Consider the following 24515-nt stretch of genomic DNA (forward strand, 5'->3'; position numbering starts at 1 on the left):
GATAATTTGGGGTTAGAAACCGGCCGTCAGACCGAACTGGTAGGACCTCATGTTGGGGATACCAAAGTCGTCCACGCCGATGTTGAAATTGTTATTGCCATCGCTCCCGGTGTTTTCCGGGTCCAGGCCGTGGTATTTGGTAAACGTCAGCAAATTCCGGCCGCCCACCGTCAGGGCCAGGGAGCGGATGACATGGGTATGCCCCAGCCAGCGCGAATCCAGGTTATACGTCAGGGAGAGGTCGCGCAGCCGGATAAAGGAACCGTCTTCGATAAACCAGGAGATCGGGCTCGTACTATTGTAGTAGCTGTTGTAGTAGGCGACGAAAGCCCCGGTTTTGCCGGCGATGGTCACAGGCCCGTCGAAGTCCTTTGACAAACGGTCGCGGTATAGCCACTGACGGGTTATATTATAGATGCTGTTGCCGTGCACCATGTCGAACTGGACAGATACGGCGAAGTTCCGTAGCACTGTAAAACGGTTGATCAGCGAAGCGGTGTATTTCGGAAGTGCGTGCCCCATGATCTTGAGGTCGGCGGCGTTCGTCACCATACCCTGGTAGCTGGTGGTATTGACGACGTTCCCGTTCACCAGCGTATAGCTGCCGGCCTGGGACGGGTCGATATAGGGCGTCTTCCCGTCCGCCTCCAGCTGGCCGATGCTGTGCAGCGGCTCCTGTCCATAAAAGGTGCCGAGCTCCTGGCCCTGGCGGCTGATGAACTCGCCGGAGATCACGTCCTTGCCGTTGGATACTTTGTCCAGGGTCGTGGTGGCCTTGCCAAAACGCACCCCTAGGTTCCAGGTGAAATTCCTGAGGTTGGCGACAAAAACGTCCAGGGACAGGTCCACTCCTTTTGACGATAGGTCTACGAGGTTGTCATCCGTCCCCCCGTAACCCGAGGACGGCGCCACCTGCGCGATCTGGATCACGTCCTGGCTCTTGTGGTGCCAGTAGCTGCCCGAAAAGGTGAGGCTGCCCAGCCAGGGGCCGCGGCTGGGCGTAACCGTTAGATCGGTGCCGACTTCCAGCTCGTATGTTTTTTGTACCCGGAGGTTGGGGTTGGAGGCGTTTGTCGGCAACGTCAGCGAAACTCCGCCGCCCAGCGTCGCGGTATTCAGGGTGACCTGCCGGTCGTAGGCGCCCGCCGGAGGGGTGCCCGCCGAGCCATAGGCCGCGCGCAGCTTCCAGTCCGGCAGCTCCATGCTGTGCATCAGCTCGGACGGCCGGAAATAGACGGTCCCCCGCGGGAAGGTAAACGGTGTGTGCGCGTCCCCGAACACCGAGGAATAGTCGGACCGGAAACCGCCCGACACCCCGAACAGGTTCGCGTAGTCCAGGGTTTCGTTCAGGAGGATACCATAAGAGGTCGTCGCATAACTATAGTCGCCGGATGTCTTGTTTGTCGCCAGGTTGATGTTGGCCGGCTGAAAGGGCGGGAGACTGGTACCTTCTCCATAATAATACCGCTCGTTGTTCGACCAGTAGTCATACGCGAATTGCGTGGTCGACTTCAGGGGCACGTGGAGGTGGAAGTCCTTGTCGAAATCCATCCGCCAGTATGCGGTCGCCAGCGAATTGACCTTGGTCCAGAGGGTATACTGGTCGGTCACGGAGCCTTCGCGGCTGGGCCCCCAGAACAGGTCCGACTGGAGGGTGTTGTCCTGGTTGAGGTAGTAGTCGTATGCATCGGCGATGTTGAAGTCGACGCCTACCTTATAATCGATTTCCAGGAAGCGCCAGAACTTATAGTTCAGGTCGATGTCCTGGATCAGGCGGTAGGTCTTGTTGAAGTGCTGGTGCCACTGCCGTTCGGACAGGGAGTTGAGCTGGTTTTCGTTTTTGGGTTTGAGCACCAGGTTCCCGATGGAGTCGCGCCAGGTGAAGTCGATCCACGGATACGTATTGATCAGCCCGAACCGGTTGCCGCCGAGCAGGTCGTCGTATCCATAGACGCCCTGGGTGTTCGTCCGGAAGGTAAGACCCTTGGCGAGCTGCATACCGAGGTTGACCGTGACGTTGGTGCGGTTGTATTTGTTGCCGAAAATACTTTGCTGGTCCATACGGGAGGCGGTGAAGCTGTAGTCGGTCTTGTCGCCGCCACCCATGATGTTTACCGAATTCGTGTAGGTGCTGGCTTGCTGGTAGGCTTGTTTGAGGTGGTTGTAGAGAGGCAGCCCGACAAATGGCTTGTCGTTGGTGACCGTCGGGTCGCTGTTGTAGTCTTCTTCCACCGGATCGGGCCAGTAACCCACCGCGTCGTGCGTCAGGCGGTTGCCGTTGGCGTCCAGAACATATCCCTGGTTGTCGGTGACGTAGTGGTGGAAACCCGCGTTCAACGGCCGTTTCCCCGTCAGTACGTTGTCGAGGCTGAGTTTCGAGCTGACGGTGATGGCCATACGGTTGTTCCGCGCCCCGCGCTTGGTAAAGATCTGGATGGCGCCGTTCGCGCCTTCGGAACCGTAGAGCATGCCCGCGGCGGCGCCTTTGACCACTTCGACGCGGTCGACAGTGGCGGGGTCGATGCCGTTGATGTCGTCCACCTTGATCCCGTCAAGCAGGATGATCGGGCCGGTGCCGTTGTTGATGGTGTTGATGCCACGGAGTATGATGTTCACACCGGAGTTCGGCGAACCGGACTGCTGGGTGATCTGCGCCCCCGCGACCTGGCCGATCAACGCCTGCCCCACGTCCGTGGTGGCGCTTTTGGCAAAATCCTGGGAAGACACGGTGGCCACGTCGATGGCGACCTTCTTTTTACTCGTGGCCACCCCGACGCCGGTCACGACCACGTCCGTCATCGTGTGGGAATCCAGATCTAGCTGGAGGTTGAGCTCCGGGCGCCCCCTGACCGATTCTTCCATGGTAACATAGCCGACCGCTGAAATAATCAGTACGGGTTTTGACGACGTGACGGTCATCGTGAAATAACCTTGTTCGTTGGCGGAAGTGCCGTGCCGGGTTCCTCTTTCCCGGATCGTGGCGTTGGGGATCGGCTGGCCGGAGGGGTCTATAACATGCCCGCTGATCCTGGTTTGCGCCCAGGCGGGTATGGCCAATAAAAGACCCGCCAGCAGCAGAAGCTTTGGCTTAAGCAAGTTTCTCATGTCATTATATTTAGTTAGGACTAATGCTTATCCTGCTCCCCTCCGGGCGCCGGTGTACGCCTGTGGAGAAGTGTGTTCTCCGCGGGGCGTCGATAGCGCGCGAAAAGAAGTGCCCTCCCCGACACGGCATCGAAGCGCGCGGGGCGACGTACTAAAAAGAAGCAATCGGGCTCATGTTGGGGAAAAAAGGGTCTCTCTTCTTCCTTGCAAAGGTGTCGGCAAAGAAGCGGCGCGTCCCGTTGGGACAACTGTTTTCAGGCTATCTATGATGGGGTGGAACTCGAAAATGAAATTACATAAACGGTAATAAAAAAGCAAAATTATCTAGTAGTAAAGGGTGCATTTCCCCGCTTTTGTTAATAAGTGTATATTAGACAATAAAAATTGATCGATGCGTACGATTGTTTGCTGCCTGCTGCTGCTGTCCGGTTGCCCGATATTCGCCCAACGTAAGCTGGTGTTGTTCGACGAGGGGTGGAAGTTCCATCGTGGGGACGTGGCCGGGGGGGAAAGACCCGACCTGGCGGACGCCGGCTGGAGAAGCGTCGACCTCCCGCACGACTGGAGCATAGAAGACCTGCCGGGGACGCATTCACCCTTTAGCCCCGACGTGGTGAACGGGGTCTCGCAGGGATTTACCACCGGCGGCACGGGGTGGTACCGGAAGACCTTCCAGGCGCCGGCTTCGGCGGATTGGTCGCTCCGTTTTGACGGGGTCTATATGGACGCGGACGTCTGGCTGAATGGGGTACATCTCGGAAACCATCCCTACGGGTACACTTCCTTTCAATATGATATAACCCGGGCGCTCCGGTCGGGGACCAACGTCCTGGCGGTGCGGGTGCGGAACGAAGGCGCGACCAGCCGCTGGTATCCCGGTTCGGGGATTTACCGGCATGTGTGGTTGGAGGGCGCGCCCTATGTCCACGTAGCGCCATGGGGAGTGTCCATCCGAACGGACATGGCCGGCGGCGCGGCGAAAGTGCGCGTGCAAACGAGCGTGGAGGGTGAGGCCTCACTGGTCGTCCTGCGCACCACGCTGCTGGACCCGGATGGCAAGGTCGTTGCCAGGCAGGAAACGAATGTCGCGTCTTCGGCGGTGCCGGCCGCGACCGAACAGCGGCTGTCGGTGGCGCACCCCATACTGTGGTCGACCCGGCGCCCCGCGCTCTACAAAGCCGTGACCGAGTTGCTCCAGGACGGCAAGCGCATCGATAATAAGACTATCATATTCGGAATCCGTACAATAAGCTTTGATGCCACGCACGGCTTCCGCCTCAACGGCGAATCCATAAAGCTAAAAGGCGGCTGCTTCCACGACGACCACGGCCCGCTGGGGAGCAAATCCTACGACCGGGCGGAGGAGCGGCGGGTGCAGCTGTTGCTGGCCAGCGGCTACAACGCCATCCGGTGCTCGCACAACCCGCCGGCCCCGGCCTTCCTCGACGCCTGCGACCGGCTGGGGTTGCTGGTGATCGACGAGGCTTTCGACTGCTGGGACGACGGAAAGAACCCCCAGGACTACCATCTGTACTTCGACGCCAACTGGCGGAGCGATCTGAGGAGCATGATCGACCGCGACCGCAACCATCCCTCGATCATCCTGTGGAGCATCGGGAACGAGATCCCCAATATGGACAGCGCCCGGGTGCAGCAAAAAGCGCACGAGCTCGCCACCTTCGTGCACGGGCTCGATTCCACCCGCGGCGTCATTGCCGCGGTCAACGGGCCCTCGGTACAACGCGAGCGTTTTATCGACGCGCTCGACGTAGCCGGTTATAATTATGGCATTTCCTGGTCGAACTGGTACGAAGAAGACCACGGGCGTCACCCCGATCGCGTGATGCTGGCCACCGAATCCTTTCCGCTGGAGGCCTGCAAATATTGGAAAGCGGTGCAAGACCACCCCTATGTCGTCGGTGACTTCGTCTGGACCGCCTGGGATTATATCGGCGAAGCCAGCATCGGCTGGCGGGGTTACCCGCAGGACAAAAACTTCTATCCCTGGAACCTCGCCTGGTGCGGAGACATCGATATATGCGGGTGGAAACGTCCAGCCTCCTATTTCCGCGACGCCCTTTGGCACAACGGCGAGAACATTTCGGTCTTTGTGGAGCCGCCATCGCCTTCGTTTCCGGTGAACCCGAAAAAAGCCGATTGGAGCATGTGGAACTGGTTCGACGTGGTCTCCAGCTGGAACTGGCCCGGTCAGGAAGGCAAGCCCCTTAAGGTCGACGTGTATTCGACCTGCCCCGAGGCCGAGTTGTTCCTGAATGGTGTATCGCAGGGCAAAAAACCGGTGGACAAATGCGTCGCGACCTGGACCGTGCCGTACGCGAGGGGTACGCTCAAGGTCGTCGGGTACCGTAACGGTGCGACCTCAAAAAGCGCGGTACTCGAAACCACCGGCACGCCCGTCGCGATCCGGCTCAGGGCCGACCGGACGCACCTGAAAGGACACGAAGACCTGAGCTATGTCACGGTGGAGGTCGTGGATGCTCAGGGACGCCGCGTTCCCACCGCCGCCAACCTGATACACTTCAAGATGGAAGGCCCCGGCTCGATAGCGGGCGTCGGCAACGGAGACCCCACGTCCACCGAAAGTTATACGGAGCCGCAACGCCATTGCTGGGAGGGTCGGTGCCTGGTCATCCTGAAGTCGGGGGCGAACGCGGGGACAACGGGCAAAAGCGCGGGGACGATACAGCTCACCGCCATCGCCGAAGGCCTCGTGGCAAAGACGATCGGGGTCACCGTGGAATAAACGCCCGCAGCCCGGTTTCGTTCAGGATGCGGATGAACTTCCCGGAGGTCTCGATCCATCCCTGGGCTGCCCATTCGGTGAACAGCTTAAACACCGTCTCGTAAGTGGTGCCCGCATAACTGGCGATGTCCTGGCGGGTGATCGCCAGCGCGATAAAACCACCGGCGTTCACGCCAAAGGCGTCCCGAATGGCAAAAAGCGCGTCGGCCGTCCGGCCGCGGACCTCCGTCAGCGCCAGGTGGCGCATCCGGCGTTCGGCCTGTTGGAGCGCGTCCGCATACAGCTGCATCATCCGGTACAGGAACCTGGAATTCGACTGGAAGCTCGCCTCCAGGAAAGCCATGGGTATAAAACAGGCGACCGTGGGTTCCAGGGCCGTGGCAGAGACGGGGTATGTTTCCCCGTCCCGGCCCCGATACCCCAGCACGTCACCGGGCAGGGCGAAGTGGAGGATGAGCTCCTTGTCCGCGCCCCAGCGGTGGTGAACCTTTACCGCGCCTGCATACATAAAATAAATGCCTTCCACAGGGTCTCCTTCGGAAAATATGGCCTGTCCTTTTTTAAAGGACTGGGTTTGTTTACGTAAGGCAATGAGCTCTTTCCATTCGGGTTGGCAGTGGGTACAAAGGAAACATCTTTGGAGGTCACATAACATTGCCTATATCATATTTTAATGACAAATTTCGTAAAAAATGACGGTAAAACACAGTTTATGCAATAATTTTGAAAAATGAAGCATAGAAGGATATTCTTACTTAGCACCCAGGCCTTTGTCAACGCGATCCTGATCGGTTTTGTAGCAAAGGCCCTCGTTTGGCTGATCGAATCGATCACAAAACTGGCTTTTCCGCCCCACCTCGGCTGGTGGGTCGTGGCGGTGCCCGTCATCGGCGGTCTGATCGTGGGGGTCATGGCGCGTTGGGGTTCCACGGCCATCCGGGGTCACGGCATTCCGGAGGCCATGGAGAAAATCATCCTGGAGGACAGTAAGATACCCTGGCCCATTATTTTCTTAAAACCCATATCGGCCGCGATTTCGATCGGGACCGGCGGTCCCTTTGGGGCGGAAGGCCCCATCATCGCCACGGGCGGCGCTTTTGGCTCGGTAACGGGACAGGTGGCGCATATTTCCGCGGAGGAACGCAAGGTCCTCCTGGCGGCGGGCGCCTGCGCCGGTATGGCTGCCATTTTCGGCAGCCCGCTGGCGGCGGTCCTGCTGGCCATCGAGCTGTTGTTGTTCGAGTTCTCGGCTCGCTCGATCATCCCGGTCGCCATCGGGTGTGTGACGGGCGACGCGATGCATATCCTGCTTTTCGGACAAGTCCCGGTTTTCCAGATGCCGGCCATACCCCTGCCGTCCCCGTCGGCGCTGGCGATCTATACCGGGGCCGGCGTCATCATCGGCCTGATCGCCACCGCGGTGACGTGGTCCGTGTACGCGATGGAGGACGGGTTTGAAAAATTGCCCGTACACTGGATGTGGTGGCCGGCCATCGGCGCCGTCGCCGTGGGGTTGATCGGCTATTTCGCCCCCTATACGATGGGGGTGGGGTATGACAACATCCGCCGGCTGCTGACCGGGAATGTCCCCTTATTGTTGATCCTGGGGTTGTGTTTCCTCAAATACCTGTCCTGGGTGATCGCGCTCGGTTCCGGCACCTCCGGCGGTACGCTGGCGCCCCTGTTCACGATCGGGGGCGCACTGGGGCTGCTCATGGGCGTATACCTCATCCGTTGGTTCCCGCAGCTGGGGCTCGATCTGCCGACCTTCACCCTGATCGGTATGGCCGCCCTTTTTGCCGGGGCTTCGCGGGCGCTCCTGACGGCGATCGTATTTTCCCTCGAAACGACGGGACAGATGCACGGGTTGCTTCCCCTGTTAGGCGCCTGCACCGCGGCCTATTTCGTTTCCTTTTTCTTTATGAAGGGCAGCATCATGACCGAAAAAATCCTGCGCCGGGGTGTGGTAGCGCCGGAGTCTTACGAGCCAGACCGCCTGCAGGGCGTCCTGGTGCGCGCCATTTGTGGACCGGCGTCACCGGTCCAGGGACCCGCGATCTACGGAACCGCCACGGCGGCGGACGCGGCCAAGTTGCTAGGCAACACGGGAGCGTCCGCGCTCCGGGTACTCGACAGCTCGGCGGACGAGCGGCAGATCGGCACGCTGACCGCGGGCGACCTGCTGCACTACTATGCCAGTCAAAGGGACAGGGACGAGACCTATCATTCGCCCCTGGCGACACGACGGCTGATGGTCGAAACCCGCCGCGGCTTGGCGCGTATTTTGGGGGACAGGTGGAAATAACCACCGCCGACCATGATACAACGCTGCATCGACACCGTGCGCGTCCTCGCCGCGGACGCCGTTCAAAAAGCCAATTCCGGACACCCCGGCACACCGATGGGTATCGCGCCCATGGGACACGTTCTCTGGGCCCTGGCCATGCGCTATGACCCCAAGGATCCCGGGTGGCCAGGCAGGGACCGGTTCATCCTCTCGGCCGGGCACGCGTGTATGCTGCAATACGCCTATTTGTACCTGACGGGATACGACGTCACGATGGAGGACCTCAAGAGCTTCCGTCAGCTACACAGCCGGGCCGCGGGTCACCCGGAATACGGGCTGCTGCCGGGTATAGAAGTCACCACGGGGCCGTTGGGTCAGGGTTTTGCCAACGGCGTCGGCATGGCGATCGCCCAACAGTCGCTGGCGGCCCGCTACAACCGCGAAGGCTTCCCGCTGTTCGACTACCACATCTATGCGATCTGCAGCGACGGGGACATGATGGAGGGCATCAGCCACGAAGCCGCTTCGATCGCGGGGGCGCTCCAGCTGGGGAACCTGATCTATCTCTACGACGACAACCACATCTCCATAGAAGGCGACACGAACATCACGTTCCGGGATGACACCGGGATCCGTTTCCAGGCGTATGGCTGGCACGTCCAGGAGATCGCCGACGGCAACGACGTGGAGGCGATAGCCGGGGCCGTCAGGAATGCGAAGGAAGAGACCCGCCGGCCGTCGCTCATCAAGGTCCGCACGCACATCGCCTACGGCAGCCCCCACAAGATGGACACCGCCGAAGCCCACGGCAGCCCCCTGGGGGAGGAAGAGGTGAAGCTGGTCAAGGAACGCTTCGGGTTCGACCCGAACCGGTACTTCGTCGTCCCGGACGACGTCCGCGATTACTACCGGAAGGTAGGGGAGGACGGCACCAAAAAGGCGGACGTCTGGCGAAAACTGTATTCGGACTATAAACGTCTGTATGGCATCGAGGCGGCGGAGTATGAACGGCTGGCTGCAGGGAACCTGGGCGGGGAGTGGGTGAAGAAGCTACCCGTTTTTCCGGCAGGAGACAAAAAGATCGCCACCCGGAAGGCATCCGGCTCGGTGCTGAACGCGATCGCGGAGGACCTGCCCCTGTTGATGGGCGGAGCGGCCGATCTGGCGCCCTCCACGGAAACGAAGCTCGACAAGTATACTTCCTTCAGCGCCACCGACCGGGGCGGCCGGAATTTTCACTTCGGCGTCAGGGAGCACGCGATGGGCGCGATCCTGAACGGGATGGTGCTGACCAAAGGGATCATTCCCTATGGCGCGACCTTCCTGATCTTCTCCGATTATATGCGGCCGCCGATCCGTCTGGCGGCCATCATGAAGATCCGGCCCATCATCGTGTATACGCACGACAGTATAGGATTGGGGGAAGACGGTACGACGCACCAACCCGTCGAGCAGCTGGCCGCGCTCCGCGCCATCCCACGCATCACCGTCATCCGGCCGGCCGACGCCAACGAGACCGCGTATGCCTGGCGGTCCGCGCTCGAACATACCGGCGGACCCGTCCTGCTGGTGCTGACGCGGCAGGGGCTCCCGGTGATCGATCAAAGTAAATACGCCTCCGCGGAGGGCGCTATGAAGGGCGCTTATATCCTGTCCGAAGCCCAGGGCGAGCCCAAGGTTATCCTCATCGGCACGGGCTCGGAAGTCCACCTCCTGCTCGAGGCCCAGGAACGACTCCTCCAGGGCGGCATCCCTGTCAGGGTCGTTAGCATGCCCTCGTGGGAGCTCTTCGACGCCCAGGATAAGGCCTACCAGGACCAGGTCCTCCCCCGCGGTCTGCGTCGCCGGCTTGCCGTGGAAGCGGGTTCGCCGCAGGGCTGGCTGAAGTATGTCACCGAGGACGGCGCCGTGCTGGGGATCGATACCTTCGGGGAGTCGGCGCCGGGGGACGCGGTCATGAAAGAATACGGGTTCACCGTGGAAAAGGTCGCGGCGATGGCGCAGGCGTTACTAAATCGGTAGGCAACTTTTCCGCGGATAATCCAAGGATTCCCGCGTTTCGTCTCATTCTCCGTCCGGCGGTATTGCGTTGTTTTGTGGCAGCGTTAATTTTATCACATGACCGCTGCTGCAAACACTACTATCGGGCTCCTGGAAAGGACGGTACTCCGCCGTGGGCGCGTCATCGGGCTACGCGCCTGGGAGCCGGACACCCTGATCGAAGTCGACCTCCATTTGCCCGGTACGGATATGTCGGGCTGGGATGAGGCCCAACACATCAAGTGCAGGGTCGCCTCTTATACTTTTCGTGACTACACGGCCGCGGGATGGGATGGACACACCCGGACCTGCACCCTTTATATCGATACCGCTCATGACGGGCCGGGCAGCCGGTGGGCCCGACACTTGCGCGAAGGAGACTTCCTCTACTACGCGGGCGTCAGCCGGACACCACATCCTCCCGCGCCCTGGTCGAGGGTCGTTTGCCTGGGCGACGAAAGCAGCCTGGGTCATATCCTGGCGTTCCGCCAGCTGTTGCCGCGGTCTTCCACGTTGTATGGAGCGATGGTATTGCAGGATGCGGCCCACCGTTCCTGTTTCCCCGATTTCTTCCGGTTGCCGATGGATTCCGTTGCGTCGGTCGACGCGTTACCCCATTGGGTACGCGAGCGTCCCGACCTGGTCGAGGACGGTATCTTTTATGTCGTGGGTGGCGCGGGTATGGTGCGCAGGATGCGCTTTCAGCTGGGTGAATGGGGGGTCGAGCCGGCCCGCATCAGGAGTCAGGGATTCTGGAGCTGAGCGTTTTTCCCGGTAGCGCCATGATGAATGTCGTGCCACCGGTCGCCGGCGTTTCGCACCAAAGCCTTCCCCCGTGGGCCTCCGCGATCTGCTTGGAGATGCCCAACCCTAACCCGAAGGACTCTTCGCCCGAGGTGCCCGTCCTGCCCTGGCCCGGCAGGTCGAACAATTTTTCCTGTATATCCTTTGGTATGCCGATGCCTTCGTCCGTAACGGAGACCCGTACTTCGTCGTCCATGCGGTACAACTCCACGGTGATAGTGGTGCCGGAGGGGGAAAACTTGATGGCATTGGTGACGAGGTTGCTGACGACCCTCCATATTTTTTCCCGGTCCAGCGACAGGACCAGCGGCTCGGCCCGGAGCAGGAGGGTCTGGCGTTTTTCCTCGGCTTTAAACCGCAGTTGCTCGATACAATATTGCAACAGGTCCTTCATGTACACGGGCGCCAATTGGAGGTTGCCCGGTGCGCCGGTGGCGTGAAGGAGATCGGTGATCATTTCGAGGGAGCTTTCCGCGGATTTCTGAACGAGCTCCAGGAGTCGCCGGTGCTCTTCGTCCAGCTCCGTTTCTTCCAGGATCACGGCCGCGATGCTGCCGGTAGCGCCGATGGGGTTGCGAAGGTCGTGGGCCATGATTTTGAGGAGGCGGTCGTTTTCCTTGTGGCTTTGCTCCAGGGCGCTCAGGGCATTGTGCATTTGCTGATTCCGGGTGGTCAGCGTCCGAACGTGCGCCTTCGAGCGGCGGGCGTTCTGGATGACGAGCAATATGATCGTCAGCGCCATGGCGGTAAAGAGGGTGGCTACGATGAGCAACACGTTTTTCAGCTCATCGCGTTTCTGTAGCAGCTGGAGGTTGAAATCCGCGCGGACATATTTGAGCTGTTCGTCGATGTCGAGGGCATTGATGGGGCTGGCGTTTGCCAGTGAGTCCTTGAGGTGGATGTATGCCTGGAGGTCCCGGTAGGCCAGGTCTGACCTGCCCAACCGGTCGTTGAGCCGCCGGGATGTTTGCAGGTAGCGCAGCTCGGCATCCGGATGCGGCAGGCTGTCCAGGCTGAGCCGTAGCCACGCAAGCTGCTTCTCCGCTTCGGGCAGGCGGTTTTGATCCAGGTACAGCTGTGCGAGCTTGATACCGGTAAATTGGGCGTCCCCGGTTTCCGGTCCCCTCGTCAGCGACATGCTCTTCCGGAATAAGGCTTCGGCCCTGGCCGTATCCCCTTGCCGGTACCGGGCCGTACCCTCGTTCCCGTCGATCACCCCCAGCGCTGCGGCAATGAATTGTCGCAGCGCTGGGTTGGATAGAAACGGTCCTTGCCGGTGCAGGATGAAATCGCGCGCGCTGTCATAGAAGAAAATGGCGCTGTCCAGCATGCCCGCGCCGGCGTAGCCCAAGGCGACATCGTCCAGCCTGCCCTGGAGGAAACCGAAGCGATCGTAGGCGTCGGGGCTGGGACAGCTCAGGGTCCTGCGATAGGCTTCCAGGAAATAACGGGCGGCATCCACATAGCGACCTTGCCGGTAACAGGTCACGCCCAGGGAGGAACAGTAGCCGGCGCCGCTGCAGCTATCGCCGTCTTTATCCCCTAGTTGTCTTGCGCGGAAATAATAACCGAATGCCTCCCGGTAGTTCCGGGTCGCGGCGAGCACGTCACCTTTAATGCAAAGTGCGCCGATAAAGTCCAGCGAGTGCTGTTTATCGGCTGGTTCCCCGTTCACGGCATCCAATGCGCTGTCCGCATAGAGCAATTGCCGGGCGATGTCGTTGGCGTTAAAGTAGACGTAGCGCTTGAAGGTATAAAGCCGGTATAAGTCGTGTGCGTCTTTCCAGGGGAGCGTCGCATAAACGGAGTCGATATAGTCCGCCGCCTTCGCGGAATGGGTCATAACGGAAATGGAGTCGCCCTTGTAAAAGGCACGGTTGAGCATGGCCGTATGACCGGGCAAGTCTTTCTCCGTTCTCCGGCAGGAAAGGATGGTTAGCGGCAATAGGAGTGTTATGAGGGCCGGTCTGGGCATAGCAGGCTATCAGGTGTCAGGAAAGATAGCGAAATGCCCGGTAATAGGTTCGTTCATTTTGCGCGGCCGCCGTGCCTCGTCAGGGCGTCGGCAGTTGCCCCAGGAACAGCTTTGTCTCGTACTCCATGTGCACGGCGCCATTTTCATTGTAGCGCTGGAAGATTTCCCCCAGGTCGGCGATCATGTCTTCGTAGCCGGGCTGTCCTTCCTGCGGCATATAGGACGAAGACAGCATCTGTCCGAGCAGCGCGTCGTAATCCATGATCTGGTCGTGTCGGAAGGACTTCTGACGAATGTCGGCAGGGGCGAAGAACGACTGGATCGAGGGCTCGTCGGCGTGGCTGCCGTGGATGGCGTCGTAGTTTTTGCCGCGCTGCCGTTTGAGGTCATCGACGGCTTTCAGGAAAGGGGTGTCCAGGAGACGCACATTCCAAACCAGCAGGACGTGCCCCCCGGGTTTGAGGATGCGGAAGAACTCCTTCCGTGTCGCGGCGGGTTCCATCCAGTGAAAGGCCTGCGCGGCTGTCACCAGGTCGATCGAATGGTCGGGTAACCCGGTGGCTTCTGCCCGACCGTCCCTGCTCGTGAAGTGGTGGAAGTGCGACAGGTAGTTTTCGCCCGCCTGCCGCATGGCTTCGTTGGGCTCCACGCCGGTGACGGTAAAGCCGTGCTTGAGGAGTATCTCCGTAAAAATTCCGGTGCCCGAACCGATGTCGGCAATGCCGCTTTTGCGGTTGAGGTGTATGGTCTCCCGCAGATAGGCAACAATGGCCTGCGGGTAACTAGGGCGGTACTTCACGTAGTTATCCACCCGGTCGGAAAACCGCTGCGTAGGGTGAAGGGAGGAGGTGTCCATAGTGTCCTAAAGGTAGTCTTTTCGGTTCATTTCATTCAGTTTAAGCGGGGCTTTACTACCGGAGTAGATAAAGCGCTAATTTCCCGCTAAGTGTTGGTTATGGCTCAGTTGTTTCCAGCGGCTATCCTTGAGAATTCCACCTTTTCCTGGCTGCCCAGAGTGACGGTCAGGGGACAGTTGATGTACGCCTTGCTGCTTACGGCGGTGTGCGCGGGCATCGTATCCCTTTTTTACATCAAGGTAGACGTTTCGCTTAATGCGCCCGGTCTGGTGCGTCCCGTTGCTGAAAAAACGGAGGTGCGCAGTCCTTCCGCGGGCACGATCGCCGAGGTGCTCGTTACCGACGGTAGCGCCGTCCGTCAGGGCCAGGTGCTGCTACGGCTTCGCCAGGAGGTGACGGGCAGCAAGCTCGCGCAAACCGACTACGACCTCGGCGAGCACGAAAAATACATACACGATCTTTCCGTGCTGACGCGCGGCGGCGGCCCGGGAGAACTGGCTTCCGCCCAATACCGCGGTCAGTATGCCCGCTATCAGTCCCAACTGGCGGAGCAACGCACCACGCTGTCCAAGCTGCGGACGGAGGTGACCACCGACCGGACGCTCCTCAACGAGAAAGTCATCGCCCCCAAAGAATTCCAGGACAAGCAATACGAATATGACAAGGCGCTGGCCGCCTATCAGTCCACGATAGACCAGCAGCGGAGCGACTGGGAGGAACAGCTGGGGCGGATGCGCATGGAGGCCGGCGGCTTGGGCGCCGACGCCAGCGCCCTGAAACAGGAAGAGTCGGCCTCGCTGATCCGCGCTCCCCTGTCCGGCACGCTCCAGCAGTTTGACGGACGATCCGCCGGAGGGTACGTCCAGGCCGGCGAGATACTCGGTATCGTGTCGCCCGATTCCAACATCGTCGCCGAATGTTACGTATCCCCCAGGGACATCGGGTATCTCCACCCCGGCATGACCGTGCGTTGCCAGGTGGACGCCTTCAACTACAACGATTGGGGCGTCGTCCAGGGAAAAGTCGTATCCATCGGGAACGACTTTATCATACAGGACGCCAAACCCGTCTTCAAGGTCCGTTGCAGTTTTGCCAAAACCTACCTGGAGATGCGCGGCGGTCCGAGGGGTTCGTTGAAAAAAGGTATGACGCTCCAGGCCCGTTTCCTGCTGACGCGCCGGACGCTCTACCAGCTTTTGTATGACCGAACCAGCGACTGGTTAAAATCCTGAGCCCATGCCCCATCCGAAATTTTTTTGGCATACATCGCGCACCCGGGTCCGTCAACGGGACGTTACCGACTGCGGCGCCGCCTGCCTGGTGTCCGTGGCCGCGTTCTACCGCTTGTCGCTGCCCGTGGCGCGCGTTCGCCAGTACGCCTCCACCGACACCCGGGGCACCAACGTGCTGGGGCTCGTCGAAGCCGCCGAGCGGCTGGGCTTTCAGGCCAAGGGCGTGAAGGGGCCGCTGGAGGGGCTGGCGCGCATACCGTTGCCCGCGATCGTGCATGTCGTCTTGCCCGGCGGTCTGGCGCACTATTATGTTCTTTTCGCCGTTGGCCGCCGGTACGTCCGGGTCATGGACCCGGCGGACGGGCAATTCCATCGCTTTTCCCTCGACGATTTTCGCGCGCGCTGGACCGGGGTCGCGTTGCTGCTGCTGCCCGGCGCGGATTTCCGTCCGGGGAACTTCAAGGGCTCGCATTTCCAGCGTTTCTGGCGGCTGCTGGCGCCGCACCGTTCGGTCTGTCTCCAGGCGCTGGTGGGCGCTATGGCTTACACCGTGCTCGGGCTCTCGACTTCGATCTATGTCCAGAAAATCGTCGACAATGTGCTCGTGGAGGGCAACAAGGGGCTCCTAACCACCCTCAGCTTAGGGATGCTGGCCGTCCTCGTCCTCCAGGCGGTGATCGGCAACGTCAAAAGCATGTTTGCGCTAAAAACCGGTCAGCAGATCGACGCCCGTCTGATCCTCGGCTATTACAAACACGTGCTCAGCCTGCCCCAGCGCTTTTTCGACACCATGCGCGTGGGCGAGATCATCTCGCGGATCAACGACGCGGTCAAAATCCGGACCTTTATCAACGAGGTGGCGATCACAATGGTCGTAAACGTTTTTGTGGTGGCCTTCTCGTTTTCGCTGATGTTCCTCTACTATTGGCGGCTGGCGTTGCTGATGCTGGTCATCCTGCCGGTATATGCGCTGGTGTATAAAGCGAGCGACCTCCTCAACAAAAAGCTCCAGCGCCGTCTCATGGAAAACAGCGCCGACCTGAACAGCCACGTCGTGGAGTCCCTGAACGCGGTGTCCACGATCAAGGCGTTCGGGCTCGAGGGTTTTTCCAACGAGCGGACGGAGACACGTTTTGTACAGCTGCTCCGCACCGTCTTCCAGGCGTCGTCGGGGAACATCTATATCGGGACGGCCGCGTCGTTTTGTACCGGGGCCGTTACCGTGGCGCTGTTGTGGACCGGATCGCTGTTCGTCCTGGACCACGCGCTCAGCCCGGGCGAGCTCTTGTCCTTCTATGCCCTGCTCGGTTACTTTACGGGTCCCGCGCTAAGCCTCATCGGCGCCAACACCAGCATCCAGAACGCGTTGATCGCCGCCGACCGGCTTTTTGAAATACTCGATGTGGAGCAGGAGCAGCAGGGCGAGTCCTTTACCCTTACGCCCGATATGATCGGGGACATCCAGTTCCGGGACGTGTGCTTCCGTTACGGTACGCGGGTCGAGGTATTCCGGGACTTCAACCTCGTGGTCCGTCGCGGCCAGATCACCGCGGTGGTGGGGGAGAGCGGCTCGGGTAAGTCCACGCTGGCTGCCATCCTGCAAAACCTTTACCCGCTGCAATCGGGCCACGTAACGATCGGGGATATGGACGTGCGGTATGCGAGCCCCGCTTCGCTGCGCCGGCGCGTGGGCGTGGTGCCTCAGCAGATCGACCTCTTCGCGGGCACGATCCTGGAGAACATCGCGGTGGGGGAATACGAGCCGGACCTGCGCGAAGTCCTGCGGATCACGCGCTTGCTGGGTATCACTGACTTTATCGAAAAGCTCCCCCTGGGATTCCAGACCCTGCTCGGGGAACACGGCGTCAACCTCTCCGGCGGCCAGCGCCAGCGCCTGGCCATCGCCCGCGCGCTGTACCGGGACCCCGACATCCTCGTCCTGGACGAGGCCACCTCCGCGCTGGACCCGATCAGCGATCAACTGGTCCAGGACGCCGTGCGCACCTTGCGGACCGCGGGCAAGACCGTGCTCGTGATCGCCCACCGGCTCAGCACGGTGATGCACGCCGATTCGATCGTCGTGCTCCACGAGGGGCGCCTGGTCGATCAGGGGACGCACGGGGAGCTGCTGGTATCCAGCGAGGTGTATGCGCACTTGTGGCGGCGGCACCAGGGGGCGGCGACCTGAGGTGCTTTTGCCTGGCGGCCTTTGAGCCGGGCTTTTGCCTGGCGGCCTTTGCCCCCGCTTTTGAGAGTGAATTTTTTTGACTATGTATATGAAACAAAACACCCCTTGCACAAAAACCGTGTTGGAAAGCATCCACAGCCTCCGGCGCATCCGCGAGTATTCGCAGGACTTCATGGCCTACAAGCTGGGTATTTCCCAAAACGCCTTTAGCAAGCTGGAATCCGGCAAGACGCCGCTAACCATGGAGCGCTTCTTCAAGATCGCTGAATTGCTGCAGGTTTCGCCCGTGGATCTCATGGAGGGAGAGACGCGCCCGAGCCTGCCTGATGTCAGCGCTACCGGCTATGCGATATAGCCGTATGGGTTTGTGTGACAGGAATCCGAAGTATAGATTTGCGACACACCTAATCTCTCTTTTATGAAGGAACTTTCGCTTCAAGACATGATCTCCGTCAATGGCGGAGCAGGTCTTCCCGACCCCAGCCAGTTGCTGGGCACCATCGTGGCCGATGTTACCAAGACCGCGTCCGACGCGCTGGGCGACGTTATGACCACCGTCAATGACGTGGTGTCCGGTCTCGGTCTTGGCAGCCTCGGACTGGGCGGCCTGGGTCTCGGCGGCCTCGGTCTCGGAGGGCTCTAAAGATCATGCAATGTCTCGGTGCGCCGGCGAAAGCTGGCGCACTTTTTTTTGCGCAGCGCCTCCGCGCTTTAACCCCCGGCGCTATTTTGTATAGCCGCGCGTTTTGGGCTATTATAAACCTTATGAATAATTTAGTAAGGAAATCTATATAATAACCTTTTCAAAAATCAAACGTTGTATGAAAACGCTGTACATCGACAGTTTCGAGTCGCTCTCCTCTGAAGAACTCATTTCGGTACAAGGGGGCGCAGGGGTCAGCAGCCTCAATCCGCTGATCTCCGGGCTACTTTCCGACCTGACCGTAACCCTGGCCGCCCTCCTGGCAGCCACGAGCAAGACGGTCACCGACGCCGCTACCAACGCCGACTCCGCGCTGAATGGCCTGGGCGGCGGCAGCTTGCTGGGCGGCGGTTTGCTGGGCGGTTCCGGCAACGGCCTCCTGGGTGGCGGGATCAATCTGTAAGAGATTAAGCCCTCTATATGTAGGAACAAGCCGTGAATTTTCATTTGTCAAGAGCCCCGGCGTCTGCCGGGGTTCTCGCGTTTAATGCGCTTCGCCCGACGCAGCGCCTATGCCAGCGGCAGTGCCTATGCCAGCGGCAGCGCCAGGAAAAACCGACTCCCTTCGCCGGGGGTGCTTTCGCACCAAAGGCGGCCGTGCTGGAGGGCGGTGAGGCGGGCGCAGAGGCGCAACCCGAGACCGAGACCCTTTTCGTTGCGGGTGCCGGGCGTGGGGTCGGAGGCCAGGGTGAAAAGACCGGGCAATCGAGAGGGGGCGATACCCGTCCCCGTGTCCCGGACGCAAACGATGGCTTCACCGGGGGAAGCATAGGTGGACAAGGACACCTCCCCGCCCGCGGCGGTGAACTTGAGGGCGTTGTTGACGAGGTTGCGGAGGATCAGCTGTAACCGCAGCGGGTCGGCCAGGATGGGGTAGGGCGGCGACGCCGGCACCACGAGCGATACCCGTTTATTTTGCGCAATCGATTGTTCATGGTCGAGCACGTGCTCAAAAGCCAGCGACAGCGAAGTTCTTACGATATTTGTCGGAAGGTTGCCGCCCGTAAGTCGGGACCACAACAACAAATTGGTGACGCTGGTGGACGTGTTCTTGGTGAGGTCATAGAGGTTGCGGGACAATTGCCTGCTTTGCTCGGGCGCCAGCGATCCGGAAAGCTGCAGTTCCAGAAAAGATTGCGTGGCGGAGAGGTGGTTCCCGAGGTCGTGGAGGAGCATGTCGATGAAATCATCCGTAATTATCATGTCATAATGCGCCAGCGGAGGCGCCCCAATGTACAATAAAAAAAGGGCGCCCGGAGTATTCCAGGCGCCGGAAATAGGGGCTTCTTCATACGTTGACCGCACAAAGGAACGACTAGGCGCGTTGATAGGTTTGCAGAATTTGGGCATCTTGTTGCATTTTTTCGTCAGACATGCACAATTACACAATGTTTCCTAAATTTAAAAAGGAAACAAAACCCGGGGGGATATGGGCGATAAAGAGAAAGAGACGCGTATAATCATTATTGAAGATGATTTTGTCCTGGGGGAGCAGCTCGAGATTTTTTTTGGGAATGCATATACGGTATCGCTGGTCACCTCGGTCCGGGAGGGCATACTCCTGCTGGAGCAGGAGATCCCGGACCTTGTCATCACCGACGTCATGCTGCCAGGCGGCCAGAGCGGGTTCGACATCATACGGTTCCTGAGGCGCCACGCGCAATACCTGCATGTTCCCATCCTGACCATCTCGGGTCTCCAGGACGAGGACAAGGCGCTCGACGCCCTCCGTTTTGGCGCCAATGATTTCATCACCAAGCCCGTAAGCCTGCAGACCCTCCGCTTCAAGGTGGAGAACCTCCTGGCACTCAGGAACCATATTTCGATCCGGCGGGCCAACAAGCTGGTCTTCGACAAAAAGGCGCCCGACGTCGCACAAGGCAACTTCGACCTCAAATTCCGCGCGCGCTTCGAGCAAGTGGTCGAGGAGCTGGCCTATAATTCCTCGGTAAAGGTGAGCGACATCGCCGCGGTGCTGAACTGCAGCGTCAGCACCCTGGAACGCTGGTGCGACAAGACCTATTCTATGACCCCGATGAAGTACATCCTGCACCTCCGGTTGCTCAAAGCCTCGGTGCTCCTGGAACAGAACTACGGGCGGGTGAAGGATATCGCCTATGAAACCGGTTTCAGCTCCCTTTCCTACTTCTCGAAATGCTACAAGGCGAAGTTCGGCAAACCGCCCCGCGCCACGGGCGCCGGGCACCGGTCAACTTTTTGACTAAAAAGTACAACTCCTTCCGGCGGGCTGTCGGTAGCTTGCGCCGAGTAATGGCGTTTTGCTTCCTCTATGGCTGACTTTATTGAATACCTGGCGCAAGTAGCGCCCGACTACACCTTATCCCTGGAACGGTTGAGGCCTTATATCAAAAGCAGGACCGTGCAGAAGAATGAGGTCCTGTTCCGGGCAGGCAGCGTGTTCCGTGATATGTACTATGTACAGAAGGGAGGCTGTTTCCTTTATACCCTGGAGGGGGGGAAAGAAGTGGTCTCCCAATTTTTTTTCGAAGGGGAATTGATGTGCGACCACTACAGCTACCTGACGGGCCGGCGGTCGAACCAATATGTCCGCGCCCTTGAAGAAACCACCCTGGAGAGCCTCTCCTACGACGACATCGAGGGTCTTTACGAAGATATCCCCGGTCTCGAACGGATCAGCAGGTTGCTGACGGAGCGCACCTGCGTGCGTCTGATGTACTACCTGGCATCGCATAAGAACGACAGTGCGGAGGTTCGTTACCGTAAGCTGCTCGCCAGCCGCCCACAACTCTTCCAGCGCGTTCCCCAATACCTGATCGCTTCCTATCTCGGCATCACACCAGTGGGCCTGAGCAAAGTCCGGCGCCGTCTGTCGAAATCTTAAACAAGTTTAACGGATTGGAGTCCGAAAAAAATTACATTGTATACAATAGAGGAGTTGCCATGCAATGCAAGAACAGCGAGGTCAGGATCGTGGGTGACGACCTGATAATAACCAATATTCTGCTAGCCGGAAAACGCACCGACACCCAAGTCCACCAATTGTTGCGCAAAGTGGAATTGTTGTTGCGCATACCCCAGGGCTACGACGTCGAATGGCGGCAGCAGTTTGAACAGGTGGCGTTGGAAGAGACATCCAATCCCGCCCTCACCGTGGGGCACCTGGCCGACCGCATGAACCTGAGCGTCTCCACCCTGGGCCGTCTTTGCTACCGCGCATACGGACTCTCACCGATGAAATACGTCTTCAACCTCCGGCTCGAGCGCGCCGCGCTCCTGCTGGCCCAGAATTACGGTCGCGTCAAGGACGTGGCGTATGAAACCGGTTTTAGCTCGCTCTCATATTTCAGCAAGTGCTACAAGGAGCGCTATGGCGTGCCGCCGCGCATGGTGCTTTCGGGGCAGGTAGCCTGACCGCGCTGCACGCCGTGACGAAAGATTACAACATTTTGAATAAATCCGGCAAGCCGCCGGCCTTGCTTGCTTCTATCTTTGTTTTACAAATCTGGTTAACGCTCTTTTCATGGGCAGGTTTGCAATGTGAGTTTTGTAGCAGGTTGGGGGCTCCGGTATCTACCGAAGCCCCCCATTTTTTTTACGGACGTGCCATTGCGCCACGCGGCCGCACCGACCTACGGCAACGGATAAAACCTCCAGTGCGTCGTGAAGTCCTTCGCCGGCGGCGCATTTAACAAGATACACCGCAGCATCTCGATCGGAATATTGTTCTCGTGCATCACGGCGTCGTGATACTCTTTATAGCTGAGCCGGCCGCTGTCGACGAGCTCGTGTTTCAGCGCCTCGAACTGGAGCCCGCCGATCATATAGGCGACCTGGTAGAGCGGGCTATAGCCTCCCTGGAAAGAGCGGCGGACTTCGCCGGTGGCATTGGCGCGCTCAAAGCCGACGCGGTCCACGAGGAAGTCGATGCATTGCTGCGGGGTCCAGTTGCCGAGGTGGTAGTTGAGGGAGAAGATGATCCGCGCGCAGCGGTGCATCCGCCAGAACAGCATGCCGACGCGGTCTTCGGCGTCGCGGGGAAAATCGAGGCTCCAAAGGAGGCGTTCCCAGTAGAGCGACCAGCCTTCGGTCCAGAACGGGGTTTCGAAGTGACGATAGGTCTTATAGTGTTCGCAGCTGAACTGCTCGAGGTAGTGACCGGCGATGAGCTCGTGGTGGACGGTGGCCCGGCTGAAGTGCGGGTTGTTGCCCCGCATGCTCATCATCCGGTCTTCGTAGGACATCGTATTGGTAGGGTAGGCGATGCTGAATTCCTCGCCTCCGTAAAAAAACGGCAGGATTTGTTGCAGCTGGGGGCTCATCATCGCCATGCGCCAGGTTTCGTCGGCCAGCGGCGGGATAGTGACCAGGTCTTTGGCCTTTAGAAAAGCGATGGACTGATCGTACAGGTCCATCATGGCCCCGGGCTGGTCGCCCGGCGGAACGTAGGTGTTCTTCACCTTCTCCAGCGCGGCCTTCCAGTCGTCCCCGAAACCCATCTCGCGGGAAGCCTTGAGCATTTCGCGGTCGCACCAGGCGAATTCCTTGTTCGCGATGGCGATCAGCTCCCCCGGGCTGTAAGGGATCATTTCGTAACCGAGCTGGCGGACGATCTCGTCCTTGCCGATGGGTTGGCCGACGATCCCGGAGCTGTCCGTCCTCAGCCCTTTGAGCTTTTGGTCCCAGGCGGACGCATAAACACCGAGGATGCTGTCCAGCGCGGCGTAGGGCATGGGGACCCACCAGCTGAAGTCCGGGTCGTACCCGTTGTAGAATTTAAACACGCTGCCCGCGGCGTACTTGAGCCCCTCGATGATCCGGCGCGCCGAGCGCACCTGGGTCACGCCGATTTCCGGGGCCGCGGCCAGCTTACCCTGCAGTTGCCGTATCTGCCGGGTGATCTGGTCGAAATCATACGCTACAAGCCGGGCATCGGGCTTTTTACCCCGGCGTCGCGCCTTTTCCATCGCGTAGAGGGTGTCGGCAAAGGGGAACCAGGAGGCGTGCAGGGCGGTATAGTTCCGCTCCTCTTCGTCGTACCGGTGGATTTCTTCCCGCAGGTCCCGGCGGAAAAGGATATAGTCCACCTTGCAACCGGTGCTCAGGGTATTATAGTCGATAGCCGACAGCCGGTCGAGGTACCCGCGGCAAAGTTCCTGGTAGCGCGCCCCGCGTTCGGGGGAGTACTCCACAAAATAAAACCGGTCCAGGGCGTCATGATCGGCCTTGAAGAGCTGGATGATCTCGGGCATCTGGGTGCATGGAAGGAAAACGTTCGCCTGCGCGACAGCGGAGGTCGCGTAGAGGCAGATCGCGACGGTCAAAATGCGTATCATATGGGAAAATTACGAAAACCTGTCCGCCCGGAACGCTTCTACCGGCACTTCCGGCTTACGTCCCGCCGCCATGTCCGCGATCACCTTCCCCGTGGCTGGCCCGAGGCTCAACCCCATCATCGAATGGCCGCCCGCGACGAGCAGGTTCTCCAGCCCTTTGGCCGGCCCGATGTACGGCAGCCCGTCGGGCGAGCAGGGCCGGAAGCCGTACCAGACTTCGTTTTCGGTGGGCGTTTGGAGCCGTATGCCGGGAAAGTACCGCGGCACCGCCTCGACGATGGCCTGGACGCGGTTCATCCGTATCCTTTCGTTCACCGGCGCGATTTCCATGGTGCCCCCATAGCGCATGGAACCGCCCATGGGTGTGATCGCCACCCGCGCCTCGCAAAGGATCGCGGGGATGTTTAGCCGCACGGCGGGTTTGTCGAGGGTAAAGGAGTAGCCCTTGCCCGGCATCAGGGGGATCGTCAGACCCGCCATGCGCGCCAGCGAAGGCAACCAGGAACCGCCCGCGAGGACAAACCGGTCGGCCGTATAGGAGCCCGCCGACGTGTGTACCGCCATGACGCGGCTGTGAGCCGTCTCAATCCGTTCCACCGCCGACCCGAGCGCAAACTCCACGCCGCCCGCCCGCAGCCCCCCGATGAGTTGCGGCATCAGCTTGTGCGGCGACAGGTGCGCGTCACAGCGGTAGTGGACCGCCCCGAGGACGTCCATCCCGAGACCGGGCTCCAACACGCGGAGGCCCTCCGGCGACAGGGCTTCCGCGTCGAGACCGAGCCCGCGCGCCTTGCCCGCCAGGTGTATCTCTTCATCGCCGGTACGCGACGTCTTGAAGTACATCAGGATACCCTTGTGCGTTAGATCCATGTCAAAGGCCATCGCCTCGTACAACCCTTTGCTGTATAGGTTCAGGTCGCGCAGGAACGGCGCCGCATGGTCCACGTGGGCCCGCGTGGCCGAGCGCGTAAACTTCCATCCCCAGGACAACAACGCCGGATTCAGCGAAGGCTGTACATAGAACGGGCTGCCCGAATCGAACATCCATTTCAGCCCCTGGAGCACGATACCCGGAGCCGCGAGCGGCACGAAGTGACTGGGCACGATCATACCCAGGTTGCCGTAGGAGCAGTTGTCCTCCAGGTCCGAACGGTCGACGACGGTCACGTCCCAGCCGGATTCCCGCAAGTACCACGCGGAACAAAGACCAATAATGCCGCCACCGATAACAACAGCCCTCATACG

At 59.9% G+C, this 24515-nt stretch carries 19 protein-coding genes; 12 read left to right on the forward strand and 7 right to left on the reverse strand.

What is annotated here, in order from left to right; translation table 11 throughout:
- Nucleotides 1-12: 12 nt before the first annotated feature.
- Entirely contained in the window at nucleotides 13-3105 is a 3093-nt protein-coding gene (locus tag VL547_RS01075) for a SusC/RagA family TonB-linked outer membrane protein (RefSeq protein ID WP_325574245.1), read from the reverse strand.
- Nucleotides 3106-3496: 391 nt separating this feature from the next.
- On the opposite strand from VL547_RS01075, the gene VL547_RS01080 reads away from it, so the two are divergent.
- Complete coding sequence (locus VL547_RS01080; protein ID WP_325574247.1) at nucleotides 3497-5869, forward strand: glycoside hydrolase family 2 TIM barrel-domain containing protein; 2373 nt, start codon at nucleotides 3497-3499, stop codon at nucleotides 5867-5869.
- Here VL547_RS01080 and VL547_RS01085 read toward each other — a convergent pair.
- Complete coding sequence (locus VL547_RS01085; protein ID WP_325574249.1) at nucleotides 5856-6524, reverse strand: Crp/Fnr family transcriptional regulator; 669 nt, start codon at nucleotides 6522-6524, stop codon at nucleotides 5856-5858. The genes VL547_RS01080 and VL547_RS01085 overlap by 14 nt on opposite strands.
- A gap of 75 nt (nucleotides 6525-6599) precedes the next feature.
- Here VL547_RS01085 and VL547_RS01090 point away from each other — a divergent pair, with 75 nt between their 5' ends.
- The 3 genes from VL547_RS01090 to VL547_RS01100 all read left to right on the forward strand — a co-directional run bounded on the left by VL547_RS01090 (nucleotide 6600) and on the right by VL547_RS01100 (nucleotide 10958).
- On the forward strand, nucleotides 6600-8174 hold the full coding sequence (locus VL547_RS01090) for a chloride channel protein (protein ID WP_325574252.1): 1575 nt from the start codon (nucleotides 6600-6602) through the stop codon (nucleotides 8172-8174).
- Nucleotides 8175-8186: 12 nt separating this feature from the next.
- Nucleotides 8187-10178, forward strand: coding sequence for a transketolase (gene tkt, locus VL547_RS01095; protein ID WP_325574254.1), 1992 nt, complete (start codon nucleotides 8187-8189; stop codon nucleotides 10176-10178).
- Between the two features lie 96 nt (nucleotides 10179-10274).
- A complete protein-coding gene (locus VL547_RS01100; RefSeq protein ID WP_325574256.1) occupies nucleotides 10275-10958 on the forward strand; it encodes a hypothetical protein in 684 nt (227 codons plus the stop codon).
- On the opposite strand, the gene VL547_RS01105 is transcribed toward VL547_RS01100, so the two are convergent.
- A complete protein-coding gene (locus tag VL547_RS01105; RefSeq protein ID WP_325574258.1) occupies nucleotides 10933-12975 on the reverse strand; it encodes a sensor histidine kinase in 2043 nt (680 codons plus the stop codon). The two genes, VL547_RS01100 and VL547_RS01105, sit on opposite strands and share 26 nt — an antisense overlap.
- Before the next feature lie 79 nt (nucleotides 12976-13054).
- On the reverse strand, nucleotides 13055-13831 hold the full coding sequence (locus tag VL547_RS01110; protein ID WP_325574260.1) for a class I SAM-dependent methyltransferase: 777 nt from the start codon (nucleotides 13829-13831) through the stop codon (nucleotides 13055-13057).
- 99 nt (nucleotides 13832-13930) lie between these two features.
- Between VL547_RS01110 and VL547_RS01115 the strand changes: the two genes are divergently transcribed.
- The 5 genes from VL547_RS01115 (at nucleotide 13931) to VL547_RS01135 (ending at nucleotide 18358) form a co-directional block, all read left to right on the forward strand.
- Nucleotides 13931-15064, forward strand: coding sequence for an HlyD family secretion protein (locus VL547_RS01115; protein ID WP_325574262.1), 1134 nt, complete (start codon nucleotides 13931-13933; stop codon nucleotides 15062-15064).
- A gap of 4 nt (nucleotides 15065-15068) precedes the next feature.
- Entirely contained in the window at nucleotides 15069-17252 is a 2184-nt protein-coding gene (locus VL547_RS01120; RefSeq protein ID WP_325574264.1) for a peptidase domain-containing ABC transporter, read from the forward strand.
- An 82-nt stretch (nucleotides 17253-17334) separates the two neighbouring features.
- Complete coding sequence (locus tag VL547_RS01125) at nucleotides 17335-17607, forward strand: helix-turn-helix transcriptional regulator (RefSeq protein WP_325574266.1); 273 nt, start codon at nucleotides 17335-17337, stop codon at nucleotides 17605-17607.
- Nucleotides 17608-17670: 63 nt separating this feature from the next.
- Nucleotides 17671-17895: a hypothetical protein gene (locus tag VL547_RS01130; protein ID WP_325574268.1), complete on the forward strand. Its 225-nt coding sequence runs from the start codon at nucleotides 17671-17673 to the stop codon at nucleotides 17893-17895.
- A 178-nt stretch (nucleotides 17896-18073) separates the two neighbouring features.
- On the forward strand, nucleotides 18074-18358 hold the full coding sequence (locus VL547_RS01135; protein ID WP_325574270.1) for a hypothetical protein: 285 nt from the start codon (nucleotides 18074-18076) through the stop codon (nucleotides 18356-18358).
- 125 nt (nucleotides 18359-18483) lie between these two features.
- Here the strand turns inward: VL547_RS01135 and VL547_RS01140 are convergent, their stop codons facing one another.
- Complete coding sequence (locus tag VL547_RS01140; RefSeq protein ID WP_325574272.1) at nucleotides 18484-19305, reverse strand: HAMP domain-containing sensor histidine kinase; 822 nt, start codon at nucleotides 19303-19305, stop codon at nucleotides 18484-18486.
- 79 nt (nucleotides 19306-19384) lie between these two features.
- On the opposite strand from VL547_RS01140, the gene VL547_RS01145 reads away from it, so the two are divergent.
- From VL547_RS01145 to VL547_RS01155, 3 genes are all read left to right on the forward strand, one after another.
- Entirely contained in the window at nucleotides 19385-20176 is a 792-nt protein-coding gene (locus VL547_RS01145) for a response regulator transcription factor (protein ID WP_325574274.1), read from the forward strand.
- Nucleotides 20177-20245: 69 nt separating this feature from the next.
- Entirely contained in the window at nucleotides 20246-20818 is a 573-nt protein-coding gene (locus VL547_RS01150; protein ID WP_325574276.1) for a Crp/Fnr family transcriptional regulator, read from the forward strand.
- A gap of 59 nt (nucleotides 20819-20877) precedes the next feature.
- A complete protein-coding gene (locus VL547_RS01155) occupies nucleotides 20878-21348 on the forward strand; it encodes a helix-turn-helix domain-containing protein (protein ID WP_325574278.1) in 471 nt (156 codons plus the stop codon).
- A gap of 218 nt (nucleotides 21349-21566) precedes the next feature.
- Here the strand turns inward: VL547_RS01155 and VL547_RS01160 are convergent, their stop codons facing one another.
- Nucleotides 21567-23270 carry a DUF885 family protein gene (locus tag VL547_RS01160; RefSeq protein WP_325574281.1) on the reverse strand — a complete coding sequence of 568 codons (1704 nt, stop codon included), beginning with the start codon at nucleotides 23268-23270 and terminating at the stop codon, nucleotides 21567-21569.
- A gap of 9 nt (nucleotides 23271-23279) precedes the next feature.
- Nucleotides 23280-24512, reverse strand: a complete 1233-nt coding sequence (locus tag VL547_RS01165) for an NAD(P)/FAD-dependent oxidoreductase (RefSeq protein ID WP_325574282.1) — start codon at nucleotides 24510-24512, stop codon at nucleotides 23280-23282.
- Between the last annotated feature and the right edge of the window lie 3 nt (nucleotides 24513-24515).

Origin of the sequence: Dinghuibacter sp. (genome assembly GCF_035492835.1) — a bacterium.
GTDB lineage: Bacteria > Bacteroidota > Bacteroidia > Chitinophagales > Chitinophagaceae > Dinghuibacter.

What these genes read in the sequence shown, in the direction of transcription:
- VL547_RS01075 (WP_325574245.1), bottom strand. Translation starts at nt 3,105, where the DNA reads ATGAGAAACTTGCTTAAGCCAAAGCTTCTGCTGCTGGCGGGTCTTTTA.
- VL547_RS01080 (WP_325574247.1), top strand. Translation starts at nt 3,497, where the DNA reads ATGCGTACGATTGTTTGCTGCCTGCTGCTGCTGTCCGGTTGCCCGATA.
- VL547_RS01085 (WP_325574249.1), bottom strand. Translation starts at nt 6,524, where the DNA reads ATGTTATGTGACCTCCAAAGATGTTTCCTTTGTACCCACTGCCAACCC.
- VL547_RS01090 (WP_325574252.1), top strand. Translation starts at nt 6,600, where the DNA reads ATGAAGCATAGAAGGATATTCTTACTTAGCACCCAGGCCTTTGTCAAC.
- tkt (WP_325574254.1), top strand. Translation starts at nt 8,187, where the DNA reads ATGATACAACGCTGCATCGACACCGTGCGCGTCCTCGCCGCGGACGCC.
- VL547_RS01100 (WP_325574256.1), top strand. Translation starts at nt 10,275, where the DNA reads ATGACCGCTGCTGCAAACACTACTATCGGGCTCCTGGAAAGGACGGTA.
- VL547_RS01105 (WP_325574258.1), bottom strand. Translation starts at nt 12,975, where the DNA reads ATGCCCAGACCGGCCCTCATAACACTCCTATTGCCGCTAACCATCCTT.
- VL547_RS01110 (WP_325574260.1), bottom strand. Translation starts at nt 13,831, where the DNA reads ATGGACACCTCCTCCCTTCACCCTACGCAGCGGTTTTCCGACCGGGTG.
- VL547_RS01115 (WP_325574262.1), top strand. Translation starts at nt 13,931, where the DNA reads ATGGCTCAGTTGTTTCCAGCGGCTATCCTTGAGAATTCCACCTTTTCC.
- VL547_RS01120 (WP_325574264.1), top strand. Translation starts at nt 15,069, where the DNA reads ATGCCCCATCCGAAATTTTTTTGGCATACATCGCGCACCCGGGTCCGT.
- VL547_RS01125 (WP_325574266.1), top strand. Translation starts at nt 17,335, where the DNA reads ATGTATATGAAACAAAACACCCCTTGCACAAAAACCGTGTTGGAAAGC.
- VL547_RS01130 (WP_325574268.1), top strand. Translation starts at nt 17,671, where the DNA reads ATGAAGGAACTTTCGCTTCAAGACATGATCTCCGTCAATGGCGGAGCA.
- VL547_RS01135 (WP_325574270.1), top strand. Translation starts at nt 18,074, where the DNA reads ATGAAAACGCTGTACATCGACAGTTTCGAGTCGCTCTCCTCTGAAGAA.
- VL547_RS01140 (WP_325574272.1), bottom strand. Translation starts at nt 19,305, where the DNA reads ATGCCCAAATTCTGCAAACCTATCAACGCGCCTAGTCGTTCCTTTGTG.
- VL547_RS01145 (WP_325574274.1), top strand. Translation starts at nt 19,385, where the DNA reads ATGGGCGATAAAGAGAAAGAGACGCGTATAATCATTATTGAAGATGAT.
- VL547_RS01150 (WP_325574276.1), top strand. Translation starts at nt 20,246, where the DNA reads ATGGCTGACTTTATTGAATACCTGGCGCAAGTAGCGCCCGACTACACC.
- VL547_RS01155 (WP_325574278.1), top strand. Translation starts at nt 20,878, where the DNA reads ATGCAATGCAAGAACAGCGAGGTCAGGATCGTGGGTGACGACCTGATA.
- VL547_RS01160 (WP_325574281.1), bottom strand. Translation starts at nt 23,270, where the DNA reads ATGATACGCATTTTGACCGTCGCGATCTGCCTCTACGCGACCTCCGCT.
- VL547_RS01165 (WP_325574282.1), bottom strand. Translation starts at nt 24,512, where the DNA reads ATGAGGGCTGTTGTTATCGGTGGCGGCATTATTGGTCTTTGTTCCGCG.